The organism is Marinomonas aquimarina, assembly GCF_900089755.1.
Lineage (GTDB): Bacteria > Pseudomonadota > Gammaproteobacteria > Pseudomonadales > Marinomonadaceae > Marinomonas > Marinomonas aquimarina.
In genome coordinates this window covers 58704-79572 of sequence record NZ_FLOC01000019.1, presented here as the reverse complement: position 1 = coordinate 79572, position 20869 = coordinate 58704, and the positions used below count along the sequence as shown (strand labels likewise).

18 protein-coding genes are annotated in these 20869 nt (G+C 49.3%); 7 read left to right on the top strand and 11 right to left on the bottom strand.

From position 1 onward, the window contains the following. On the bottom strand, positions 1-2154 hold the full coding sequence (locus tag MAQ5080_RS14865) for a dihydrolipoyl dehydrogenase family protein (RefSeq protein ID WP_067211476.1): 2154 nt from the start codon (positions 2152-2154) through the stop codon (positions 1-3). A gap of 278 nt (positions 2155-2432) precedes the next feature. Between MAQ5080_RS14865 and MAQ5080_RS14860 the strand changes: the two genes are divergently transcribed. Beyond that, positions 2433-3767 (top strand): Na+/H+ antiporter NhaC family protein, encoded by a 1335-nt coding sequence (locus tag MAQ5080_RS14860; protein ID WP_331709422.1) that lies wholly within the window; start codon positions 2433-2435, stop codon positions 3765-3767. A gap of 133 nt (positions 3768-3900) precedes the next feature. On the opposite strand, the gene MAQ5080_RS14855 is transcribed toward MAQ5080_RS14860, so the two are convergent. From MAQ5080_RS14855 to MAQ5080_RS14840, 4 genes are all read right to left on the bottom strand, one after another. Further along, positions 3901-4836, bottom strand: a complete 936-nt coding sequence (locus MAQ5080_RS14855; RefSeq protein ID WP_067211483.1) for a hypothetical protein — start codon at positions 4834-4836, stop codon at positions 3901-3903. Between the two features lie 262 nt (positions 4837-5098). Continuing rightward, the gene (locus tag MAQ5080_RS14850) at positions 5099-6040 is read right to left on the bottom strand and encodes a hypothetical protein (RefSeq protein WP_067211486.1); all 942 of its coding nucleotides are present in this window, start codon (positions 6038-6040) and stop codon (positions 5099-5101) included. Between the two features lie 188 nt (positions 6041-6228). After that, positions 6229-8235: a pre-peptidase C-terminal domain-containing protein gene (locus MAQ5080_RS14845; RefSeq protein WP_067211489.1), complete on the bottom strand. Its 2007-nt coding sequence runs from the start codon at positions 8233-8235 to the stop codon at positions 6229-6231. Positions 8236-8620: 385 nt separating this feature from the next. Continuing rightward, positions 8621-9349 carry a sulfite exporter TauE/SafE family protein gene (locus MAQ5080_RS14840; RefSeq protein WP_082861120.1) on the bottom strand — a complete coding sequence of 243 codons (729 nt, stop codon included), beginning with the start codon at positions 9347-9349 and terminating at the stop codon, positions 8621-8623. A 110-nt stretch (positions 9350-9459) separates the two neighbouring features. Here MAQ5080_RS14840 and MAQ5080_RS14835 point away from each other — a divergent pair, with 110 nt between their 5' ends. After that, the gene (locus tag MAQ5080_RS14835; RefSeq protein WP_067211492.1) at positions 9460-10362 is read left to right on the top strand and encodes a LysR family transcriptional regulator; all 903 of its coding nucleotides are present in this window, start codon (positions 9460-9462) and stop codon (positions 10360-10362) included. Positions 10363-10461: 99 nt separating this feature from the next. Continuing rightward, the gene (locus MAQ5080_RS14830) at positions 10462-11115 is read left to right on the top strand and encodes a glutathione S-transferase family protein (protein WP_067211495.1); all 654 of its coding nucleotides are present in this window, start codon (positions 10462-10464) and stop codon (positions 11113-11115) included. On the opposite strand, the gene ypfH is transcribed toward MAQ5080_RS14830, so the two are convergent. Then, on the bottom strand, positions 11112-11732 hold the full coding sequence (gene ypfH / locus MAQ5080_RS14825; RefSeq protein ID WP_067211498.1) for an esterase: 621 nt from the start codon (positions 11730-11732) through the stop codon (positions 11112-11114). The genes MAQ5080_RS14830 and ypfH overlap by 4 nt on opposite strands. A gap of 327 nt (positions 11733-12059) precedes the next feature. Between ypfH and MAQ5080_RS14820 the strand changes: the two genes are divergently transcribed. After that, positions 12060-12515, top strand: coding sequence for a hypothetical protein (locus MAQ5080_RS14820; RefSeq protein ID WP_067211501.1), 456 nt, complete (start codon positions 12060-12062; stop codon positions 12513-12515). Between the two features lie 93 nt (positions 12516-12608). Then, a complete protein-coding gene (locus tag MAQ5080_RS14815; protein ID WP_067211503.1) occupies positions 12609-13679 on the top strand; it encodes an SPM autocatalytic domain-containing protein in 1071 nt (356 codons plus the stop codon). 7 nt (positions 13680-13686) lie between these two features. Here MAQ5080_RS14815 and MAQ5080_RS14810 read toward each other — a convergent pair whose 3' ends face one another. Together MAQ5080_RS14810 and MAQ5080_RS14805 are read right to left on the bottom strand one after the other, a co-directional pair. After that, positions 13687-14613 (bottom strand): sensor domain-containing diguanylate cyclase, encoded by a 927-nt coding sequence (locus MAQ5080_RS14810; RefSeq protein ID WP_067211506.1) that lies wholly within the window; start codon positions 14611-14613, stop codon positions 13687-13689. Between the two features lie 184 nt (positions 14614-14797). Then, positions 14798-15961 carry an aldose 1-epimerase family protein gene (locus MAQ5080_RS14805; protein ID WP_067211510.1) on the bottom strand — a complete coding sequence of 388 codons (1164 nt, stop codon included), beginning with the start codon at positions 15959-15961 and terminating at the stop codon, positions 14798-14800. Positions 15962-16310: 349 nt separating this feature from the next. Here MAQ5080_RS14805 and MAQ5080_RS14800 point away from each other — a divergent pair, with 349 nt between their 5' ends. After that, complete coding sequence (locus tag MAQ5080_RS14800; RefSeq protein WP_067211513.1) at positions 16311-17177, top strand: NAD(P)-dependent oxidoreductase; 867 nt, start codon at positions 16311-16313, stop codon at positions 17175-17177. Between the two features lie 48 nt (positions 17178-17225). On the opposite strand, the gene MAQ5080_RS14795 is transcribed toward MAQ5080_RS14800, so the two are convergent. Further along, positions 17226-17975 (bottom strand): DUF481 domain-containing protein, encoded by a 750-nt coding sequence (locus tag MAQ5080_RS14795; protein WP_067211516.1) that lies wholly within the window; start codon positions 17973-17975, stop codon positions 17226-17228. A gap of 210 nt (positions 17976-18185) precedes the next feature. On the opposite strand from MAQ5080_RS14795, the gene MAQ5080_RS14790 reads away from it, so the two are divergent. Then, a complete protein-coding gene (locus MAQ5080_RS14790; RefSeq protein WP_067211519.1) occupies positions 18186-18695 on the top strand; it encodes a M48 metallopeptidase family protein in 510 nt (169 codons plus the stop codon). 40 nt (positions 18696-18735) lie between these two features. Here MAQ5080_RS14790 and yghU read toward each other — a convergent pair whose 3' ends face one another. Both yghU and MAQ5080_RS14780 read right to left on the bottom strand, forming a co-directional pair. After that, complete coding sequence (yghU, locus tag MAQ5080_RS14785; protein ID WP_067211522.1) at positions 18736-19572, bottom strand: glutathione-dependent disulfide-bond oxidoreductase; 837 nt, start codon at positions 19570-19572, stop codon at positions 18736-18738. A gap of 147 nt (positions 19573-19719) precedes the next feature. Continuing rightward, positions 19720-20718 (bottom strand): branched-chain amino acid aminotransferase, encoded by a 999-nt coding sequence (locus MAQ5080_RS14780; RefSeq protein ID WP_067211525.1) that lies wholly within the window; start codon positions 20716-20718, stop codon positions 19720-19722. Positions 20719-20869 lie beyond the last annotated feature (151 nt).

The following is a 20869-nucleotide window of genomic DNA, read 5'->3' as shown; positions in this document are numbered from 1 at the left end:
CTAGCCTTTTCGGCGCCAGGCATGGTAGCGCGCAAGCCATGGCATCAGCCGTGCGGGAGCATGGGCTTTTTTCCATTCGCCAGCGGCGTATTTATTGGCTTCTGCCCAAGTAGGGTAGGCGTGAATGGTGCCGAGAATCTTATTTAAGCCAAGCCCATGCTTCATGGCTAAGACAAATTCCGGCAGCATTTCTCCCGCGTTTTCGGCGACGATGGTCACTCCTAAGATACGGTCCTTATTGGGCTCGGTCAGCACCTTGATGAGGCCTTTGGCGCTGCTCTCCGTGATGGCACGATCGAGATCGGAGACATCGTATTGGGTCACTTCATAAGCAATGCCTTTAGCGGTTGCCTCTGTTTCATTTAAGCCCACACGAGCGACCTGCGGATCGACAAAGGTCACCGCTGGAATCACCCGATAGTCTGCTTTAAAGCGCTTAAACTGGCCGAATAGGGCATTCACACTGGCGTACCAAGCTTGGTGCGCCGCCACGTGTGTTAGCTGGTAAGGGCCAGCCACATCACCGGCCGCAAGAATATTAGGGTAGAGGGTTTCCAAGTACTCATTGGTCTCAATGGTGCGCTGTGTCTGGATGCCTAACGCCTCAAGGCCAAACCCTTCTAAGCGAGCTTGGCGTCCAAGGGCCACTAGCACAACATCAAACTCAAGGGTGCTTGTATGGTTATCTTGTTGTTTTAAGTAGGCTTTTGAAACTCCAGCAGCGCTCTCAAAGTATTCTACCGCAGTATTAGTAAACACCTGAATGCCTTCGGCTTCGAGCGTCTCACGTACTAAAGTACTGATATCCTTATCTTCTTTCGAGAGTAAATACTCACTTTTCTCAATCAGGGTGACTTGGCTACCCAGCCGCTGCATCGCTTGTGACAACTCACAGCCAATTGGTCCGCCACCTAATACCAAGAAACGCTTTGGTGGCGTATCCAGCCTATTAAAGGTTTTCCAGAGGGTATCACTGGTGACAAAGGGGACTTGCTTTAAGCCTTTGATTTCTGGAATAAAAGGCCGCGCACCCGTGGCTATAATAATGCTTCTACTAGTGAGTGTGTGCTTACTTCCATTAGTGTCCGTCAGCTCTACGCGCCATGGATCGAGCAGTTTAGCATGGCCTTGTCGGACCTCGACGCCGAGTTGCGTGTAGCGCTCGATACTGTCATGGGGCTCGATCTGGGCAATCACCTGCTGCACCCGTGCCATCACTTGTTTAAAGGAGAACTGAGGAGTGGCGCTGGTTAAGCCATAGCGCTCAGCATGGCGCATTTGCGCGGCCACTTTGGCACTTTTGATCAAGGCTTTACTCGGTACACAACCAAAGTTGAGGCAATCGCCGCCCATATGGGCTTGTTCTATAAGGGTGACTTTGGCTTTGACGGTGGCACCAATGTAAGCGCTTACCAACCCTGCTGCACCAGCACCAATCACGATTAGATTACGATCAAAGTTCTTAGGTGGGCTGAACTTTTGGTAAACACGACGCTTTTTTATTAATGAAAGCAATAGCTTAGCAAGCCAAGGAAAGAACCCTAGCAGGGCAAAAGAGAACAATAAGCTCGGGGAAACAATCGCGCCTAAGCCATCAATCTGAGCCAGCTGAGTACCTGCATTCACATACACCGCAGTGCCTGCCAGCATGCCCACTTGTGACACCCAGTAAAAGGTCCAAGTTTTAAGCGGTGTTAACCCCATTAATAAGTTAATCAGAAAAAAGGGAAAGACGGGCACAAGACGTAGAGTGAATAAATAAAAGGCACCGTCTTGCTCAACGCCTTGGTTGATAGCTTTAAGACGTTGCTGGAAGCGGCCTTGCACCCAATCCCGCAAGAAATAGCGTGCACCAATGAAGGCGAGGGTCGCCCCTAAGGTACTGGCAAAGGAAATGATGGCCAAGCCCCAGCCTAGGCCAAACAAAGCACCACCGGCAAGAGTCATAAGTGTGGCGCCGGGGATGGATAAGGCCGTGACCAGTACATACAGCACAAAAAAAGCCAAGGTGATCAGCAGCGGCTGCTGGTCGCGCCATTGTTGAAACTGGCCTAGATTTTGTTGCATGGCGTCTAGCGTGAGGAAATCATGGAATTGCCAAAATACGAGGCTAGCGATTGCAAGCAGCACCAGCGCCAAACTGATCTTTTTCATCTATACGTCTCTTAAGTGGTTGTTTAATAAGACAAGAGTGTTCTTGTTGGTTTAGACGATTGCGCGTAAAAAATCTTACAGGAGAGTCAATTAAATTGCCTAGCTTAGGCAAGATCTTGTCTTTTATTTCTTTTTATGTAAAAAGCTCTAGGATTGCGTTTTTTAAGTTATAACGAAACGGCTTTCAAAAAGCACGTTTTGATATTGGATAAGGCGGTTATCTTTCTCTATGATGGGCGCGAACAGTGGCCAAAAGCTACGAAATTGACCAATTTATACTGGAAACAACAGTTATCATGAATAAACCAACTGCAGTGGCTTTGTTGCCACTTGTCCTGTTTTTAACGCTTTTTGTCGGCAGTGGTCTTTGGTATCAAAGCCAAGATGTTGACTTTGCCTTTTATCAAATTCAAGCCCCTGTGGCGATCTTGCCAGCGTTAGTCTTGGCCATTGTACTGGCTCGAGGCTCGTTAAATGAACGTATCGAGACCTTTATCAAGGGCGTGGGCGACCACACCATTATTACCATGGTGTTGATTTATCTTCTGGCGGGGGCCTTTGCCAGTGTGGCCAAAGCCATCGGCGGTGTCGATGCTACGGTGAACTTTGGTTTAAGCATCATCCCTGCAAGCTTTATCTTACCGGGGATTTTTATTATCACCGCGTTTGTGGCGACTTCGATGGGGACGTCCATGGGCACGATTGCCGCCATTGCTCCGATTGCCATTGGCGTGGCAGACGCCACGGACTTGCCGCTGCTTACCACCGTTGGAGCCGTCGTCGGCGGTGCCATGTTTGGTGATAACTTGTCGATCATTTCGGATACCACCATTGCCGCGACCCGTACTCAAGGTTGTGCGATGCGTGATAAATTTCGCATGAACTTTAAGATTGCTCTACCGGCTGCCTTGCTGGTCTTAGTGTGGTTGTTTTTTCAAGGTTCGCAAGCACAAGTGGGTGACCTGAAAGACTACAACATTTGGTTAGTATTGCCTTATGTGGCGGTCCTTGTGTTGGCTATTCTAGGGGTGAACGTCCTGCTGGTGTTGTTCTCCGGCATCGTCTTTGCGGGCGGGCTGGGCCTCGTCAATATGACCGATTACAGCGTCGCAAGCTTGTCGCAAGACATCTACGCTGGCTACACAGGTATGCAAGAAATCATGATCTTATCGTTGTTGATCGGTGGCTTGGGGAGTTTGATGAAAACTCAAGGCGGTTTGGCCTGGATTGTCCAAGCCATCGAATCCATTAGCCGTCGTTTGGGCGCGCAGCAAGGATCGCGTAAAGCAGGAGAGCTGAGCATCAGTGCCTCCGTCGCATTAACCAACCTGTGTACCGCCAACAATACCGTAGCGATCTTGATTAATGGTTCTGTCGCGAAAGACATCGCCACACGCTACGATGTGGACCCACGTCGCAGTGCCAGCCTGCTGGATATTTTCTCCTGTGTCATCCAAGGGCTGATCCCCTATGGAGCACAAGTTCTACTGGCGTCTTCCTTGGCCGGTATTTCCCCGCTGGCGTTGATTACGCACGTTCAATACAGCTGGATCCTTGCCTTGGTGGCCTTCTCATCGATTGCCTTGAGTTGGCCTCAAGCAAAGCGCGCTTAAACAGCGCTTTGCTACTCCGGACCCTGCCATAAAAAATCCCTGCCAGTGCAGGGATTTTTTATGTTCAGTATGAGTAGGCAAAAAATAGCCAACACCGAGGTGTTGGCTAGGAAGGGAAGTTCTCGTAGGGGAGTTAAACGATTACTTCTTCTTGCAATTGCACACCAACTAGGTAGTTGCCTGTTACCTCTGGATCTGTGTCGGACACTGCGACGTAATAGGTTTCGCTTGCAGTAGCGGTGAACGCTAACACTCCGTCCTCATCATCATCAGCGGCGAGCTCGGTGACAAATGTGCCCGTGGTATCGTAAATGGCGATGTGTGCTGTAGAGAAATCCGTACTATCGACTGCAATGTCATAGCTTTGATCGGCGACCAACGCCACTGCAAACCAATCCTCATCGCCTCCCACTTCAAGGATTCCGCTGGCTGTATCATCCACCACAACAATACCTGTGGTAGTTAGGTCCGCGGCGAAGTCATCCATGACAGTGAAACTGATATTGTATTCACCAGTGGTTTCATCAACTAGATCAGAAAGGTCTAGGTAAAACGTACCGCTTTCGCTCGCAGTGAAAGTGAAAGATGCTTCATCTTCTTCAAGCGTTTGGTAATCGCTGCCAAGACGTTCACCCTCGTCATTCAGTAACACTAGACGTGGTGCGGTTAGCTCATCGCTGGTCACGGTAAAGGTGTACTCTGAGCCTGAAATTAATTCGATTTGGTAAAGGTCCGACTCCATTGCTTCACCGATTTCGGCATCGAGATTCGAATTAACGGCTAACGCAACCGCATCACTGCCATAGCCAGTATCTTCGTCTTCGTCCTCTTCGATTTCATCGTCGCTGTGAAATGTGTCCAGTACCGAACTATCGATACCGTTCTGGGCAAAGTAACGTACGATATGACCACGAGAGCTGCCCATGATCTCCGCGACCATTTCATTACTGACTTCGTACTGCTCTAAGATCTGCATTAACAAGTCTGGTGTGCTTAAGTTGCTTTGAAGAAAAGCTCGAGCTTGTCCCAAGCTAATGTTCATATCATTTAGGTGTTTTGCAGCTTTCATGGAAGCCTCCGCGTATTCACAAGCTCTTCAACGAGCTCTCTTGGTACTAGATAACAGCTAATCTTGCTATTAAATATAGAAGAAGCACATCAAAGATGCTGTCAGTAGGGTGTGAGGATTTAGCAAACTATTGTGTAGGCAATGTGCATAGATAGGCACTAGCTATAATAGGGAAGCCGCTTATTTCTTGAGAGCATAAAAAAGGCCAACACCTAGGTGTTGGCCAAACTCAGACTTTGTTAAGGAATAAATTGAGTTGAACTTAAGCGATGGTGTCTTCGATGATTTGCTCTTGAACGCCGACTGTGATTGCGTAACTGCCGGTTGCTTCAGCATCCGTTGCTGAGGCGGTGATGTAGTAAGTGCCATCAGTCAAAGCTTCAAAGGATAAGCTGCCATCCAGATCGTCATCATTCGCTAGTTCAGTGACTACGCCGTCCACTTCAGAGACAAGGGTTAGGTTGCCGAGCGCTGGCTCTTCAATCATGAGTGCAATATCGTAAGCAGTGCCCGCTACTAGATCAACGGCAAACCAGTCTGTGTCACCTGCTTCTTCGATGGCGCTAGTGACTGTGCTGCCTACAACAACTTCACTGGTGGTAGAGCTGTCTGCAGCGACGTCTTCGATAATGATTAGGTCACTTTCTTCAGCTGTTACACTGATGTTGTAACTACCGATGGCTTCAGCGTCCAGCTCCGATAAAGTTAGGAAGAAAGTACCTGACTCAGTCGCGGTAAAGGTAAAAGTTGCTTCCGTTTCACCTTCTTCTTGAACATCACCCGTCAGTGCAGTCCCTTGTGCATCAAGCAGTGTTAGCGAAGGAGATAGCAATGTCTCGCTTGTCACCGAAAAAGAGTACTCTTGACCTGCGACCAGCTCGACTTGGTATTGGTCCTCTTCAGAACCTTCAGCAAGGCTAGTCGCCAACGAAGTATTTACCGCCAACATTACCGCATCGCTCGTTTCTTCTTCTGTTGCATCATCGTTTTCCAAAACAGAGCGATCGATGCCATTTTGAGCGAAATGCTTAACCAGCTGGCCTGGTGGCTGGCTTGAAATCGCTTCTAAGTCCATATCGCTGTAGACATCGTTTTCAGCAACAATCTGCTTCAGTAGATCCGGCGTGCTCAAATTACTTTTCAATGTTGAGCGTAGTTGGCCAAGGCTAACTTTTGAATCATCAAGGTTCTTCGACTTTTTCATGGGAGGCTCCACTTGTGTTTTTACATAAGTTAACATTTTTACATAAGTTAACAATACAAATGTTACAGGCGTGGGTCATGATTGATGACTTCAGTCAAATAAAAGGGAGTAGGGGGTCGTAACGGGATGGTACAAAAAAGCCAACACCGAGGTGTTGGCTTTATGAAGTCAGTCATTGCTAGAAGGTTTTAAGCGATGACATCTTCTGTAGTTTGTTGTTGAACACCGATTAGGTAATCGCCCGTAGCGTCAGGGTTGGCATCCGATGCCGCAATAAAGTAAGTGCCTGACTCTTCTGCAGTAAATGACAACATGTCGTCATCGCCTTCAGCAAGACCAAAGGCCAGCTCCCCATTGCTATCCATCACCGCAAGTTGTGCCGTCTCGGAGTCACTTTCCATTGAGAAGTTGTAGGTTGTGCCCGCCTCAAGAGAAGTAGTGAACCAATCTTCATCACCCGCGAAGTCGATCGAGCTTGCCACTGTACCGTTTACATCTAACAAGCTAGTTGTCAGAACATCTGCTGAAATATCGTCTTCATTCAGCTCTGGTAGCTCAACAAGGTCTTGCGCATCGCTTGCAACGGAGATCGTGTAATCACCTGATACGGCACCAGACAAATCGCTTACGTCTAGGAAGTAAGAGCCTGCTTCCTCAGCGGTAAAGCTAAGAGTTAGGTCGTCACCTGTGATGTTGAAGTTATTTTCAACCGTTTGACCTTCTGCATCACGCAATACCATTGCTGGCGTTTGTGCATTGTCAGAAGATAGCGTCATGGTGTATTCCGTGCCCGCTTCGAAGTCCACTGCAAACCAATCAGAGTCGTTGGCCTGCTCAAAGCTACCTTCAACTTCAGAATTTGCAGCGATGGCCCCCGCTGTAGTGGTATCCGCCGCGTAGTCATCCACGACCGTCTCTTCCTCAGTAACTGCATCAGAGCTGCCTTCTGCAGCCGCGTCATCCTCAGATGCTTCAGAATCTTCCTCGGCAACTACGTCGGAACCGTCTTGGTTGCTAGTGTCGTCTTCAGAACTTTCTTCTGCAACTGTGCCTTCTTCCGCTTCAGTTGTGTCTTCAGGTGCCGTTTCTTCACCAGTTAAAGCATCAGAACCATCTTGGTTCGTTGTTTCCTCTTCAGCTACGGCCTCATCCTCAGATACCTCAGAACCTTCCTCAGCAACTACATCAGAACCGTCTTGTTGGTTAGTTGAATCGTCTTCAGTGTCCGTTGCAGGCTCTTCTTCAGATTCAGAGCTGTCCACAGCTTCTTCATCTACGGCAACATCCGTATCGTCTTCTGTGGCAGCATCTTCTTCAGAAGTTGAATCTTCACCAGAGATCACATCAGAACCATCCTGTTGGTTAGTTGAGTCATCTTCTACCGGCTCAGCATCTTCCTCTGTTACAGGAGCGCTTTCTTCTGTTTCAGTGTTGCCTTCTTCAGAAGTTGCATCTTCACCAGCAATTACATCAGAGCCATCTTGCTGATTTGTAGAGTCATCTTCTTCAGATTCAGAATCTTCTTCTGCTACAGGATCTGTGCTATCACCAGCTTCTACATCAGAGCCGTCTTCTGTTTCAGAGCCGTCGCTAGCTTCTGCATCAGAACCGTCTTCAGTAGACTCTTCTACTGTCGTTACGTTAATGCTGTAAGTGCCAGAAGCTTGATCTTCAGTGTCTGACAGGTCTAGGTAGAAAACACCGGATTGTGGTGCAGTAAAGGTGAGGGTTGCGCTTGTTTCATCGCCTTCTTGAAGTTCACTAGCAATGCGTTCGCCGTTGCTATCGCGAAGTACTAGATAAGGTGAAGAAAGTTCATCACTCGTCAAACTGAAAGAATAATTAACGCCTTCTTCTAGCTCAATGGAGTAAAGGTCACTTTCCATTCCAGCATCGATGGTTGCATCAAACGCTGTATCTAGTTCAAGTGAAGTTGCATCCTGCCCGTAGTTGTCCTCCGTTTCGTTGTCCGGCTGAGGGAAAAGAGCATCCAAGCCATTCTGTGCAAAGTAGCGCACAATCTGGCCAGGAGGTAAGTTATCCATAATTTGAGCAACCGAATCAGCAGTAAAGTTTTGTTCGCTTAGGCTGTTGAATAGGTAGTCTGGCGTGCTCATCTGTTCCTGAGATTCTGAGCGAGCTTGACCAAGCGCATTACCATTGCCCTGATTCGAGAATTGCTTATCTGATTTCATGAAGACCTCCGTCCTAAGTTTGGTTTCAGAGTGTTGGCGAGAAGTTGTTCGCTAACACGCAATCCAAGATAGGGGATTCGTCCCCAAGAAGATGTCAGGTGGTTGTGAAGGTTCAGAAAAGCCGATTAAAGAAAATTTACGCTTTGCAAGAGCGGAGTGTAAAGGTGGTTGTAATGACTTTTTTGTATTTAAGGTTATGATTTTAAAGGAAACTTAAAGGTAGAGTTGTTCTGGTTGAAAATGACAGCATAGCCTGGAGCCCTTTAAAATAGTGATGAGAACTATTTTTAATTCGGAGCGATAAGTCTAGCAATTTTGCAAGCATTACGACTTTACTCGCCGTAATGCTTGATGAAACCTTGAAGGTGGGAAGTCAGCGGCTTTATTAAGAAAATAGCATTAGCTTCATCGCGGCGACCGTCGACACTAAGCGAATGAGCCATTTGAAGTGAGAAGGTTTCACGCGTTTTAAGAAGTGATAGCCGATCACTGAACCAATCAGCAGTCCTGGCAGCGCGTAAGCACTGATGGTTAAACTTTCCTGAGTCAGCAGCCCGAGGCTCAAGTACATCGGCAGTTTCACCAAGTTAGTGAGGAAAAAGCCCCAAGCACGAGTGCTGACATAGCTGTCTTTAGTGAGCTTCTGTTCGAGCAAGAACAAGCTAAAAAGAGGGCCTGATGCGTTTGCTACCATGCTGACGAGACCGCTCGAAAACCCCATTGAATAAGCGGTAACAGGTTTTCGCATAAAAGCATTCATTGGGCGCATATCCAGATACAGGCCCAAAGCAATCATGCCGATAATGATCACACCTAATAGGGTGACAAATTGTTCTGCATTGATGCCCGCTAGTAGATAGGTACCCACGCCGACGCCTAAGAAACTCAAGGGCAGAAAACGCGCTAAGACGGACCATGAAATATGCTGACGGTAACTGTAGACCGCCATAATGTCAGTCAGAATATACAGCGGCAGTAATACACCCAATGATTCGGGTCCAGGAAAGGCAATCATTACAATGGGTAAGACAATCAGCCCCATGCCACCGATTGAAAATTTGGAAAAGCCGGTGATTAAGCCAGCGATAAACATCACCACTAACGCGGTTGTCACAATGGTCCCCCTTGTTATGAACGAGTGTTACTTGATTGGCTATAGAATAGCCTTAATAATGAAATAAAAATAATTTCATTTTTTGATTATCACGAAAGGAAAAAGTGATCATGAAACTGGATCAGTTGCGTGCTTTTATTGCCGTGGTGGAAAGTGGCAGCTTTCGCGCGGCGGCGGAGGCGATTCATAAAACCCAACCGAGTATCAGTGCCGCGGTGAAAGCCTTGGAAGCGCAATATGGTATCGTCCTTCTTGATCGTGAGAGCTACCGCCCGACGCTGACTGCCGAAGGCAAAGCCTTTTTTAAACAGAGCAAGAAGCTGCTGCTGCAGGTGAACCAACTAGAGCATCTTGGCCACCACCTAGCGCAAGGCGCGCAGCAACAGCCGTTGCGCTTATGTATCAGTCAAATGAGTTTGACCGAGCCGATCGTTAGCCTGCTAAAAGCCTTTGAGTCAGAGCACCCGCAGATTGCCATTGAACTCACCACCGATCATTTAAACGGCGTCCAGGAACAGCTGGTCAAAGATCAGTCTGAGATTGCCATTGGACCCAGTTACGGTCTGGATGATCGCCATGTGTTTGTCGAAGTGGGGAAACTGGACATGACTTGCGTGGTGCATCCTGACTTACTGTCGGGGTTGCAAGCGGGCGCTCAGAAAGTCAAACAGCAGGCGCTCTATTCGTTGCCACAAATCTTGGTCAGCCGTTCTGCTGAAGAGCAAGAGCATCGCTTTATCTTGCCCACGGGCAGGCGCTGGCATGTGAATGACTTCCAAGCCAAAAAGACCCTAGTGCAAGCGGGCATGGGCTGGGCGCGCATGCCTCACTATATGATAAAAGACTCCTTAGAGGAGGGCCGACTGGTACGCATGGACGTGGAAAACTTCACCTCTCACAGCCAGTTTCCACTGTTTATGATTCGCTTGAGAAACCAAGCGCTGAGTCATGAAGGCAATGCATTTTGGAACTTTGTTAAAACCCAACTGAAGTCCCCTTCTGGAGAGGATTAGGCCTTTGCATTGAACTGATCAGCACTATTTCTTGGTCAAAGACACAATCAAGGCGCACAATAAAAGGCATCGTTTGATTGTTGCCAAGGAATTGCTCATATGAAACTCATCATCGCCAACAAAAACTACTCGTCATGGTCGCTGCGCGGCTGGCTGGCCCTGAAAGCCTTTGATGTACCCTTTGAAGAAGTGAAACTGACGCTGTTTAGCGAACACTTCTACGAGGCGCTATCGTTGTATAGTCCGGTAAAAAAAGTCCCAGTGTTGGTGAATGATGGTGTGGTGGTATGGGATTCGTTGGCCATCGCCGAATACGTCAATGAGACATTTTTAGACGGTAAAGCCTGGCCAAGTGCTGCGGCCGATCGCGCCATGGCACGCTCGGTGGTAGCGGAAATGCACAGCGGCTACAGTGCATTGCGTAATGAAATGCCGATGAATTGCCGTGCCCGCCGCCGTATCGAGGCGAGCTCGCAAGCGCAAATGGACATCAAAAACATCCTAGCCTTATGGCAAACACTGCGTCATAAAAGCCAAGCGAAAGGCGATTTCTTATTCGGTGAGTTCAGCTTGGCGGATGCCTTCTTTGCGCCTGTGGTGTTCCGTTTTGTGACCTACGGCGTGGCCATGACAGGTTTAGCGAAGGCATACCATCAGACCATGCTGGATCACCCTGCGATGCAAGCGTGGTTGGAAGAGGCGCTAAAGGAAACCGACATCGTTGCAGAAGACGAAGCGGGTGAGCCGGTTTAACCCTGCAAAATCTCCAATAAACGCACCGACTCTTCATGGTTAATGCTGTGGGCTAGGCCATCAAAGGTGTCCAGCGTGCTACTGGCACCTAACGCCTCAAGCCAGCTGTGGCCTTGCTCGGCAAAGCGCACGGGAATCACTTGGTCGGCTTTGCCATGCAGAAAATGTACGCTGCTGCCTTCTGGCTTATGTTGTGGCTCTAGGGCAAAGCGACCTGACAATGACACCACTTGCTTGGCCAAGGCGTCGCTGATCAATTGAGTGGACGATAGCGCCATAATGGCACCTTGCGAAAAGCCGATGATGGCGGTGTTTTCTGGACCAACGTTGGCTTGTTTTTGCCAAGCATAAACACTTTCGACAAAGCGTGGCATGGCGACACTAATACGTTCCAAGCGATTGCTTTCGTTCACGCCGTGAATAGAGAACCACTGTAGGCCTTCGCCCATATCAAAGTGAAAAGGGGCGGCAACGGCCACTACCATGGCGCGATCTAGGTTGTCAGCCAGCCAACGGCCAAGCGTCATCATGCTTTCAGGGCGTGCGCCAACGCCGTGGTACAAGAGTACTAAACGTGAAGCGAGAGCAGGTTTTTGGATCACAATCGAGTCAGACATAGTAGCCTCCAGAACGTCATAGGGGCTACTGTAGAAGATCTAAATGCGTAAATAAATTGGCTGCATTTGAATGCTATGTTTCATATTCTGAAACAATGTGAAGGAAGTTGGCGTCGCATCATAAAAATGGATGATCATGCTGGGCTGGCACAAGAAACGCTTATAGAGACTCTGCTTTCAAGTCGCGTTCACAGTCGTCACTGGCGTGTAAAGAACACAGTCGTATTGATGACTATAAGGAAGGGTTGAGGTATTCGTGCTGCAGGGCTCGAGTTTTGGCCCACTGCTCCCTATGGTAAAAGCACAGTCATCAAGGAAGCTATTACTATGAGTGCAACCATTCAAAAGCTGTTTGCCAAAGCGCTGGCGCTGTTGTTTTTCGTCTTGGCCGCTATGGTCTGTGGCAGTAGCCTCGTCACCGCCGTAACCCAATTTGGGGAGGGGCAAGCACTGACACAAACACTGATTCAGGTGATCAACGCCAATATCATTGCCATTGCCGTGTTTGAATTGGCGATGGTGATCAATAAAGAGTATGGCAATAAAAATGAGCATGATGTGATCGTTATGTTGCGCCGTACCTTACCGCGATTTATCAGTACTGTCTGCGTGGCGTTAGCGCTGGAAGGTCTGATTATGGTGATCAAATACAGCCAAGCCGATATGGCGGGTAACCTCTACTACCCCGTGGCCATCGTCATCAGTGCGGCCCTGCTATTGCTGGCATTGGGGCTTTTTCTGCGCTGTGTGCCGCGCGATGCGGCGGGGAACGATGATAAATGATGGCACTTAGCAGCCTGCTTAGAATAATTGGTTATTAAATAAACAGCCTGGGCGGCCGATATACTGAGCTTAATGACATAGGGAGGTCGCCCCATGGCAGAAAGCCAATTATCTTTTCAATCCCGTTACGCGATGCAAAGCAGCACTTTTGTTGGGCAGAAACGTACGCGACTGGAGTCCGAAGAGCAGGGAAGTCGCACAGAGCTGACGCCGCGGCTCATGGCGCAGGCACAATTCTTTGAGCGCATCAGTGCGCAGCAAGAGGTCAGTTTTCAAGCGCAAACACAAAGCCCCGCGACAGAGGAGAGTGACGCGGCGGTGTCGGCCACAGAAATGCGCTTTTCCAGTATGCTCACCCTGTTGGAGCGTATGTTTGGCATCAAGATCGATGTCTTTGATGCCAGTGAATTAGATGCTGCCGACGCTGCCGAAGCGCCGCAACTACACTCGCAAGCGACACCAGCCGCTGCCCCACAAGAGAGCCCGAGAGGCCGTCGCCAAGTGATTGAAGCCATTCAAGAATACCGAGTGGTGACAGAAACGGAATCCAGTTCGGTGGCGATCGCCGGCAAGCTCGCGCTGAACGATGGTCGACAGCTGGATGTCCAGCTCAACCTAGACATGTCGCGTACACGTAAAGAAGAATATTGGGGGCAAATGACGCTCTCTGCGCGCACCGTTGACCCTTTGGTCGTCAATCTGAATGGCAATGCTGCACAGCTTACCAACCAACGCATGGCGTTTGATATCGATGCGGATGGCGAAGAGGATCAAGTAGCGTTTGCCACCGGTGATTCGGCGTTCCTAGCGCTGGATAAAAATGACAATGGATCCATCGATGATGGCAATGAACTGTTTGGCCCAAAATCAGGCAGTGGCTTTGCGGACCTTGCCAACTACGATGATAACCAAGATGGTCTGATCGACAGTCTAGATGATATTTGGCAGAAGTTGCTGCTCGTACAACGGGATGAGTCTGGTAATGAAAGCATCTTGTCACTCAAAGAGGTGGGCATTAGTGCCTTTGTACTAGAGCGTACCCGCTCGCCGTTTAGTTTATTTAACAATAACGGCGAGCAAACCGGCATCATCCGTGAAACCGGACTGTATGTACGCGACGATAACAGTGTCGACACCCTTCAGCACGTGGATTTGGTGGTGTAGATTGATGCTATGGGCTGACCATAACGCAGTTGCGACCACACTGTTTAGCGCGGTACATGGCGTCATCCACCCGTTTGAATAGGCTATCTAGGGTGTCTCCGGCCTGATAGCTGGTGACGCCTATGCTGGCGCTGATTAGGGCAATATTGCCCACTTGTAAGTTAGCAAAAGATTGTCGCAGGCGTTCGCCAATGTCAGCCGCACTTTGCTGGTCAGTACCAGGTAATATGAGCGCAAACTCTTCACCACCCCAGCGAGCAATGCTGTCTTTGTCGCGTACTTGAGAGGCCATCATGGTGGCCACTTCGGCTAGGACTTGGTCTCCTGTGCTGTGCCCATGTTCATCATTGATCATTTTAAAGTGATCAATGTCGACCAGCAGCATGGAAAACTCTTGCTGATATTCTTGCGCGTGTTGGAGCGCGCGTTTGGTGCGGTAATTGAAAGCTCGGCGGTTTAATAGGTTGGTTAATGGATCGCGCAAAATCAGTTCTTGGATGCGTTGATCCCGCTGTTTCTTTTCGGTGGTATCGCGGCAAAAGCAAATGACCAAAGGCTGACCATCCAAGGAGGTGCTGCTACTGGAAATTTCAACACTCTTAATACTTTGGTCTTTGCAGCGATGGAAGGTTTCGAAGGTGACTCCTTTGCCACTAGGGTTGTTTAGTAATTCGAGGGCAACATTCTTCTCAAGATTATCATCCCAATCCCAGAGGTGTAGTTGGTGGGTCTCTGTGCGGGTATAGCCCAGCATATCGCTAAAGGCTTGGTTAGCGTCCACCACACTGCCATAACGGTCAATCAGAACAATGGCCTCAGGGGAGTTTTCAAATAGGAAGTGCCAGACCGATTGCTCTTGCCGGATGTTGGTCTTGAGGTCGTCAATACTGTTCTCTAGGGGAGATGAGGGGGTAAAAAAGAGATGGTCTGTCATGGAGTACGTGCGGCTTCATCAAAAAAAAACGGTGTCGATACCTGACAATTTAGCTCCTCATCACTTCAGTATATCGCAGCAGACTTTCTCAAATTGACCCAATTTGACTGTTTCTCGGCACAAAGTCGACCAAACTCACCATAAAAGCCGCGGGGCAGGCTGATCGCTGCCCCGTTATCTGGGTTTAAAGCTGCACCAATGGATTATTACTGAGCAGCATTGGCGTTAACTGTAGAGCATCAATTTTTGCTTGGCTGGCGTCTACATCTGCACGCTCGTTAAACAGACCAAAACGCACTTGGAAAGTTTTGCTCGACTTGCCTCGAATAGTGGGGACCAAACCTAGGTGGCGCTGGTGCTTGCGGTTGTAGGCAAACGAAGTGCCAGGTTCGATGCCGACCACATAGCCTTGTTCGAGGGTATCGGTGTTTTTCCAAATGGTGAGTACAGGCAGGGTATTGCTGGCCCAACTCACTTCAATGCCCGCGTCTCCCGCGGCGTTTTTTAACAGTGCGTGGCTCATGCCATCTTCATCCGCTAGCGGCAACACGTTAAACACCATTTCGTCAAAGTCTTCCGTGGGCGCGGGCATTTGATTCCATTCGTGTAGACCTTGGGTTGCATAGTCATTGAAAGGGGAGACTTGGGTACCGGCGACATGCAGGGTGGCACCTTGCTCCAAAATCGGCGTACCAAAGTTGTTATGGTAGATCGCTTGGAAGGTATTGTCATAGCTCGATAGGTTGTTGAGCGTGTCCTTGATATGCACGTAGGGCTCGTCAGGGGTCAGCGATAGCTCGGTCTCTAGTTCGAAGTTGGTGGATTTAAAACGTTTTTCATCCACTCGGCCTTTAAGAGTGACACGGTAAGGCGGCTCTTGTTCAACAATCAGCACCACATCGTCAGCAGGAGTGTTTTGAATGCGGCCGTGCAAGGTTAGCATTTGCTCACGGTCTTCCCCTGGGTGGCCTGCCCATTGATAGCCACAACGGGCCAGCATTTCATTAAAGCCATCCAGCCAGCCCAAGCCACCAGAGGCCTCTTGGTTGATAAAACTCGGGTGCACCACTTCGGTAATGGGCGAATCCCAACCGTAGCGTAACGCATCGCGAGTGACGTCAAGAATGGCCATGGCGCGGGTGGGAACGACCCTTAACACCTTATCGCCAACGGTCAGGGTGATGACCTTGGAACCTTGCTGTTTGCCGCCGCGTAGAGTTTGTAATTTACACTCAATGGCGATGTCTGCAGGAAGTCCCATGTCTTCAGCGGTCAGGTGAGCGGAGCTCAGATCGGTATGCTGGGCGTGGCTCGTGAAGGTGAAACGAAACTCTGGTGTGGTGGACATAAGGACTTCCTATTAATTTAACCGGTCAACTATAACGAGTCGTGGCCGAGCTGTAAAAGACTGGTCGGATTATAAAAAGCGTTGCCATTGACACTGGTCTACACTTTGAGATGGTTGATTATTGACCCTTACACAGCGCAGTCTTAGGTAACATAAGGCTATGCTGCGTAGCCGCGTGTGGCGAGTGCTTTGCGCTCGTCACACGCATCTTACCTTCTTTGTGCACACTGCCTGTGTCTGAATTGTTATTTTTTGCAACCTGTTATCGTCACAAACCAACGAAACTTTTTATCTCTGGTGAATGATTGGCGTAAGCTAGTGGCCTAACACTAGGACAGAGGACATGATAATGAAAGTCAGTTTTTTAGGGCTCGGCACCATGGGATTTCCCATGGCAGGCCATGTCAGTCGAGCTGGACATGAGGTGGTGGTGTATAACCGTACGCAAAGTAAGGCGCAGGCATGGCTGGAGGCATATCAAGGCAGCCAAGCGTTGACGCCCATGGCTGCGGCACAGAGTGCGGATCTCGTACTGACCTGTGTCGGCAATGACGACGATTTGCGCCAGCTGTATTTAGGTGAGCAAGGCGTCTTAAGCGGCGCGCGCGCGGGCACCTTGTTTGTTGATCACACTACGGCCTCAGCAGAGGTGGCCCGTGAACTGGCGCAAGCCGCTCAGGCCAAAGGCTGTGAGTTTATTGATGCACCTGTATCCGGCGGCGAAGCAGGGGCGGTCAACGGCGTACTCACGGTCATGATTGGTGGCTCACAAACGGCCATTGATCGAGCCTTACCCGTGTTGGAGTGCTTTGCAAAAGCCTGTACTCGTATGGGAGAGGTGGGGGCAGGACAATTGAGCAAAATGGTCAACCAAGTCCTTGTCGGCGGTATTTTAACGGGCTTATCGGAAGGCATTCGTTTCGCCGAAAAAGCCGGCTTGGATATTCCCACCTTGGTCGAAACACTGAAATACGGTGCCGCCGGATCATGGCAGTTAGAGAACCGTGGTGAGAACATGGCGCAGGACAAGTTCGATTATGGCTTTGCCATTGAGTGGATGTGCAAAGACCTTGGCATGGCCATAGCGCAAGCCGAGCAGATGGGGCTAAAGCTGCCTTACACCGAAGTGATCAACGCGGATTATCATGAGTTGGTCAAGCAGGGCTATGGTCGCTGCGATACCTCGGTGTTGATTAAAGCGCTATACAATAAATAGCTTGCTTCAGCGCGGACATAAAAAAGCCCACCGAAGTGGGCTTTTTTATTAGAACGAGTACAACACCGAGGCGGTGGTTTCGGTATCCGTCGTGTCCGTATCCGATGGCACATCCGAGGTGTATTTCACCTTATACGCAAGTTTCATCGCTAGGTTGTCGACGATGCTAGCCTGAATCGATGAGATCGACTCATTGACCGTGTTGCCACCACTGGTACTGATTTCGCTGTTGAGTTCTTGGCGGAACAGAGACGTCGGCGTGAAGTGTTTTTCAAAGGTGCCGGCAAGGCGCACAAAACTGCCGCGGTCTGATTCGCCGTCGACGCTGTCTTCATCAATCGCAAAGTCGCGATAACCTACTCCAAACGAGGCTTCGAGGTAGGAGTCATCTGCCTGTTGCCAAAAGCGATTACCGTAACCGGTAGAAGTGGAGCCCTTACTGCGATAGCCCGAAAAACGGTCTTTTTCATAGGCGCCACGGACATACCAAAATTGCTCGGTGTCGAACTTGTAGTTAGCTTGTACAAAACCTGAGTAGCGCTCGGCGGTGGTTTCACTTTCGGAGCTGCTGTAGAGTGAACTTAAGCTATAATCCGTTCGCCATTGTACGGATTCTTGGGTTAAGTTGATGGCGCCGTTCAAGTTGTTGGTTTCGGTATTACCGGAAGTGGCGACCACCCCCAACTCTGCAGAGCCGGACCAATGGTCGGCGTTGCTATCAAGGTCGGTATCGGCGGCGTGGCTCAGCGGTGCGGCACAGCAAACCGCCACAAGTGGGGTAAGTAGAGCTTTTTTCATGGGCGTCCTCATAGGCTAATAGGGATAATAAAGACAAGTTATCACAGCCTAGTAAGGGGACCGGAGCCTGTAGGGAGAGGTTACATGGTTTGACCATATTTCCCCTGAATGTTTGAAAAATGCTTAAGTTAAGCTTGCAAACGATGGCTACTATTCCTTGAATTATCAGTAAGTTGGGCTATTAAAATAGCTCCTGTTAGAGAGTCTAGAGTGTCAGAAGTTAAACGCTATTTAAATGCCTACAGTGCCGATTTACAGGCACAGGTGCAAGGCCTGTTAGATGCTGAGAAAAGCGCTGCTTGGTTGCTGAAAAAGTATCCGACCGCCCATGATTTGGCGGGCGAGAAACAGCTGTATCAATACGCGCAGGAAATTAAGCAGCAATATATGCGCAGCTCCGCGCCGATTAGTAAGGTCATCTACGATGACAAAATCCATGTCATCAATAATGCCTTAGGGCTGCACACGTTTGTTTCCCGAGTACAGGGAAGTAAGCTCAAAGCCAAGAACGAGATTCGCGTCGCTTCCATGTTCCGCCGCGTACCAGAACCCATGCTACGTATGATCTTGGTGCATGAGCTGGCGCACTTGAAAGAGAAAGAGCACAACAAAGCCTTCTATAAGCTGTGCCAGCATATGGAGCCGGATTATCATCAGCTCGAGTTTGAGCTGCGTATCTACCTATGCCATAAGGATCGCTTTGGCGAGTTGTGGACGTAAGCGCTGCAGCAGTCATTGACCATGACTGCTGCGCTGACGATTAGTCGAAATCAGATGAGCTATGGCGCTCCGCCAGACCGTCTTCGCCTTGTAAGCGATTCACACGGATTCCTCGCTGCACTGCTGGACGCTCGGCAACCAACTCGGCCCAGCGTCGAACATAGGGGTATTCCTGTACATTCAAGAACTCTGCCGCATCGTATAAATTCCCCAGTACTAAGTTGCCATACCAAGGCCAAATGGCAATGTCGGCAATCGAGTACTCATCACCAGCGATGTACTTATTCTCCACCAAGTGTTTGTTTAATAAGTCTAACTGGCGTTTCACTTCCATGGTGTAGCGGTCAATCGGATATTCTTGTTTGAACGGGGCGTAAGCATAGAAGTGACCAAAGCCACCGCCAAGAAACGGTGCCGCGCCCATTTGCCACATCAACCAGTTACGACACTCGGTTTTCCCTTTGAGGTCCTTGGGGATAAAGGCATCATGCTTCTCGGCCAAGTATTGTAAAATTGAGCCTGACTCAAACACGCGCACTGGAGGTTCTGTGCTGGTGTCGACCATCGCCGGAATTTTTGAGTTTGGGTTAATCTCCACAAAGCCGGATGCAAACTGTTGCCCCGCACCAATATCCACTGGAAAGGCATCGTACTCAGCGTCTGTGATACCAAGCGCCAGCAACTCCTCTAGTAGAATCGTGACCTTCTGACCATTGGGGGTCGCTAATGAATGAAGTTGCAGAGGGTGATGGCCCTTAGGAAGCTTTTTGTCATGGGTAGGCCCTGAGTACGGGCGATTGATCTTGGACCATTTTCCTGCCTCATTTTCATTGAACTTCCAGACTTTTGGTGGGGTATATTCGTTCTGCGAACTCATCATGTCCTCCTTATCAGATTGGCTTACTTAAGGTTATATGGCGATCAGGCCATAACCTCAAGGGCGTAAAAAGGAGACTGTGTGCAAACAAAAAAGCCAGCAACTCACAGGGAGGTGCTGGCTTTTAGGAGACTGGTTAGATCGAGATTAGGCGATCTTCGTTAGCCAACCATGTGTATCAGGTGCTTTGCCCCACTGAATGTCATTCAGTGCTTGGCGCAGTTTTTGTGCCATTGGGCCGATTTCACCGTCGCCTACCTTGATGTCTTCGCCGTTGTGGATAAAGGTACCCACAGAAGTCAGTACAGCGGCCGTACCAGACAACATGGCTTCAACACCTGGCTTCTTAGCACGCTCTAGTAGCTCTTCTACAGACACTTCACGCTCAGAAACGGTCATGCCTAGGTCTTTGGCGATTTGTAGGATGCTAGAACGAGTCACGCCGTGTAGGAAGCTTGAATCCAAGGCTTTAGTGATGATCTCGTTGCCATCCACCAATAGGAAGTTCGCCGCACCGGTTTCAGTGATGTAGCCGTTCGGGCAGAACAATACTTGGTCTGCTTGGTATTGTGCTTTGGCTTCAAGCGTTGGCGCTAGGGCACTGGCGTAGTTACCACCACTCTTGATCATGCCCATGTGTGGCGCACAACGTTGACCTGTTTCGTCTAGCAATAGACGCAGTGCTCGAGCACCACCAGCGAAGTAGTCACCTACTGGAGACAGTAGTACGTACATCAGAGACGAGTCAGAAGGCGCTGCGGCTTTACCTACCGCTGCTTCGGTACCGATGTGCGTTGGACGGATGTACATAGAGCCTGGAGGCGTTGGTACGTCCGCTGCGTACTCAGCAACGATGTCAGAAATCATCTGAGTCAGCTGCTCTTTGTTCACTTCTGGAAGTGATAGCAACTTGCTGCTCTGTGCGAAACGCTCGACGTTTTGGTCCATTCGAAAGACGTGCACGCTGCCGTCTTCGTGACGGAATGCTTTCAAGCCTTCAAAACAAGTGCTTGAGTAATGCAAGACGTGCGCACCTGGGTGTAAAGAGATGCTGTCTGAGGCAACGATCTGAGACTCAGACCATTGATTGTTTTCGAATGTTGCTAATGCCATTTTCGGCATAAACACGCTACCAAAAGCCGCCATTATGAGTTCCTACTGAATGAAATTACGAAAAGGATATGTGCCATTAAGTTTGGGCAGGCGATGAGATTGGATGTCCAAGACTTAATCTCAAAATACTAAAACAGATTGGCCTTGTAAGAAAGGGAGATTGCCGTATAACGGCGTTCTTGCT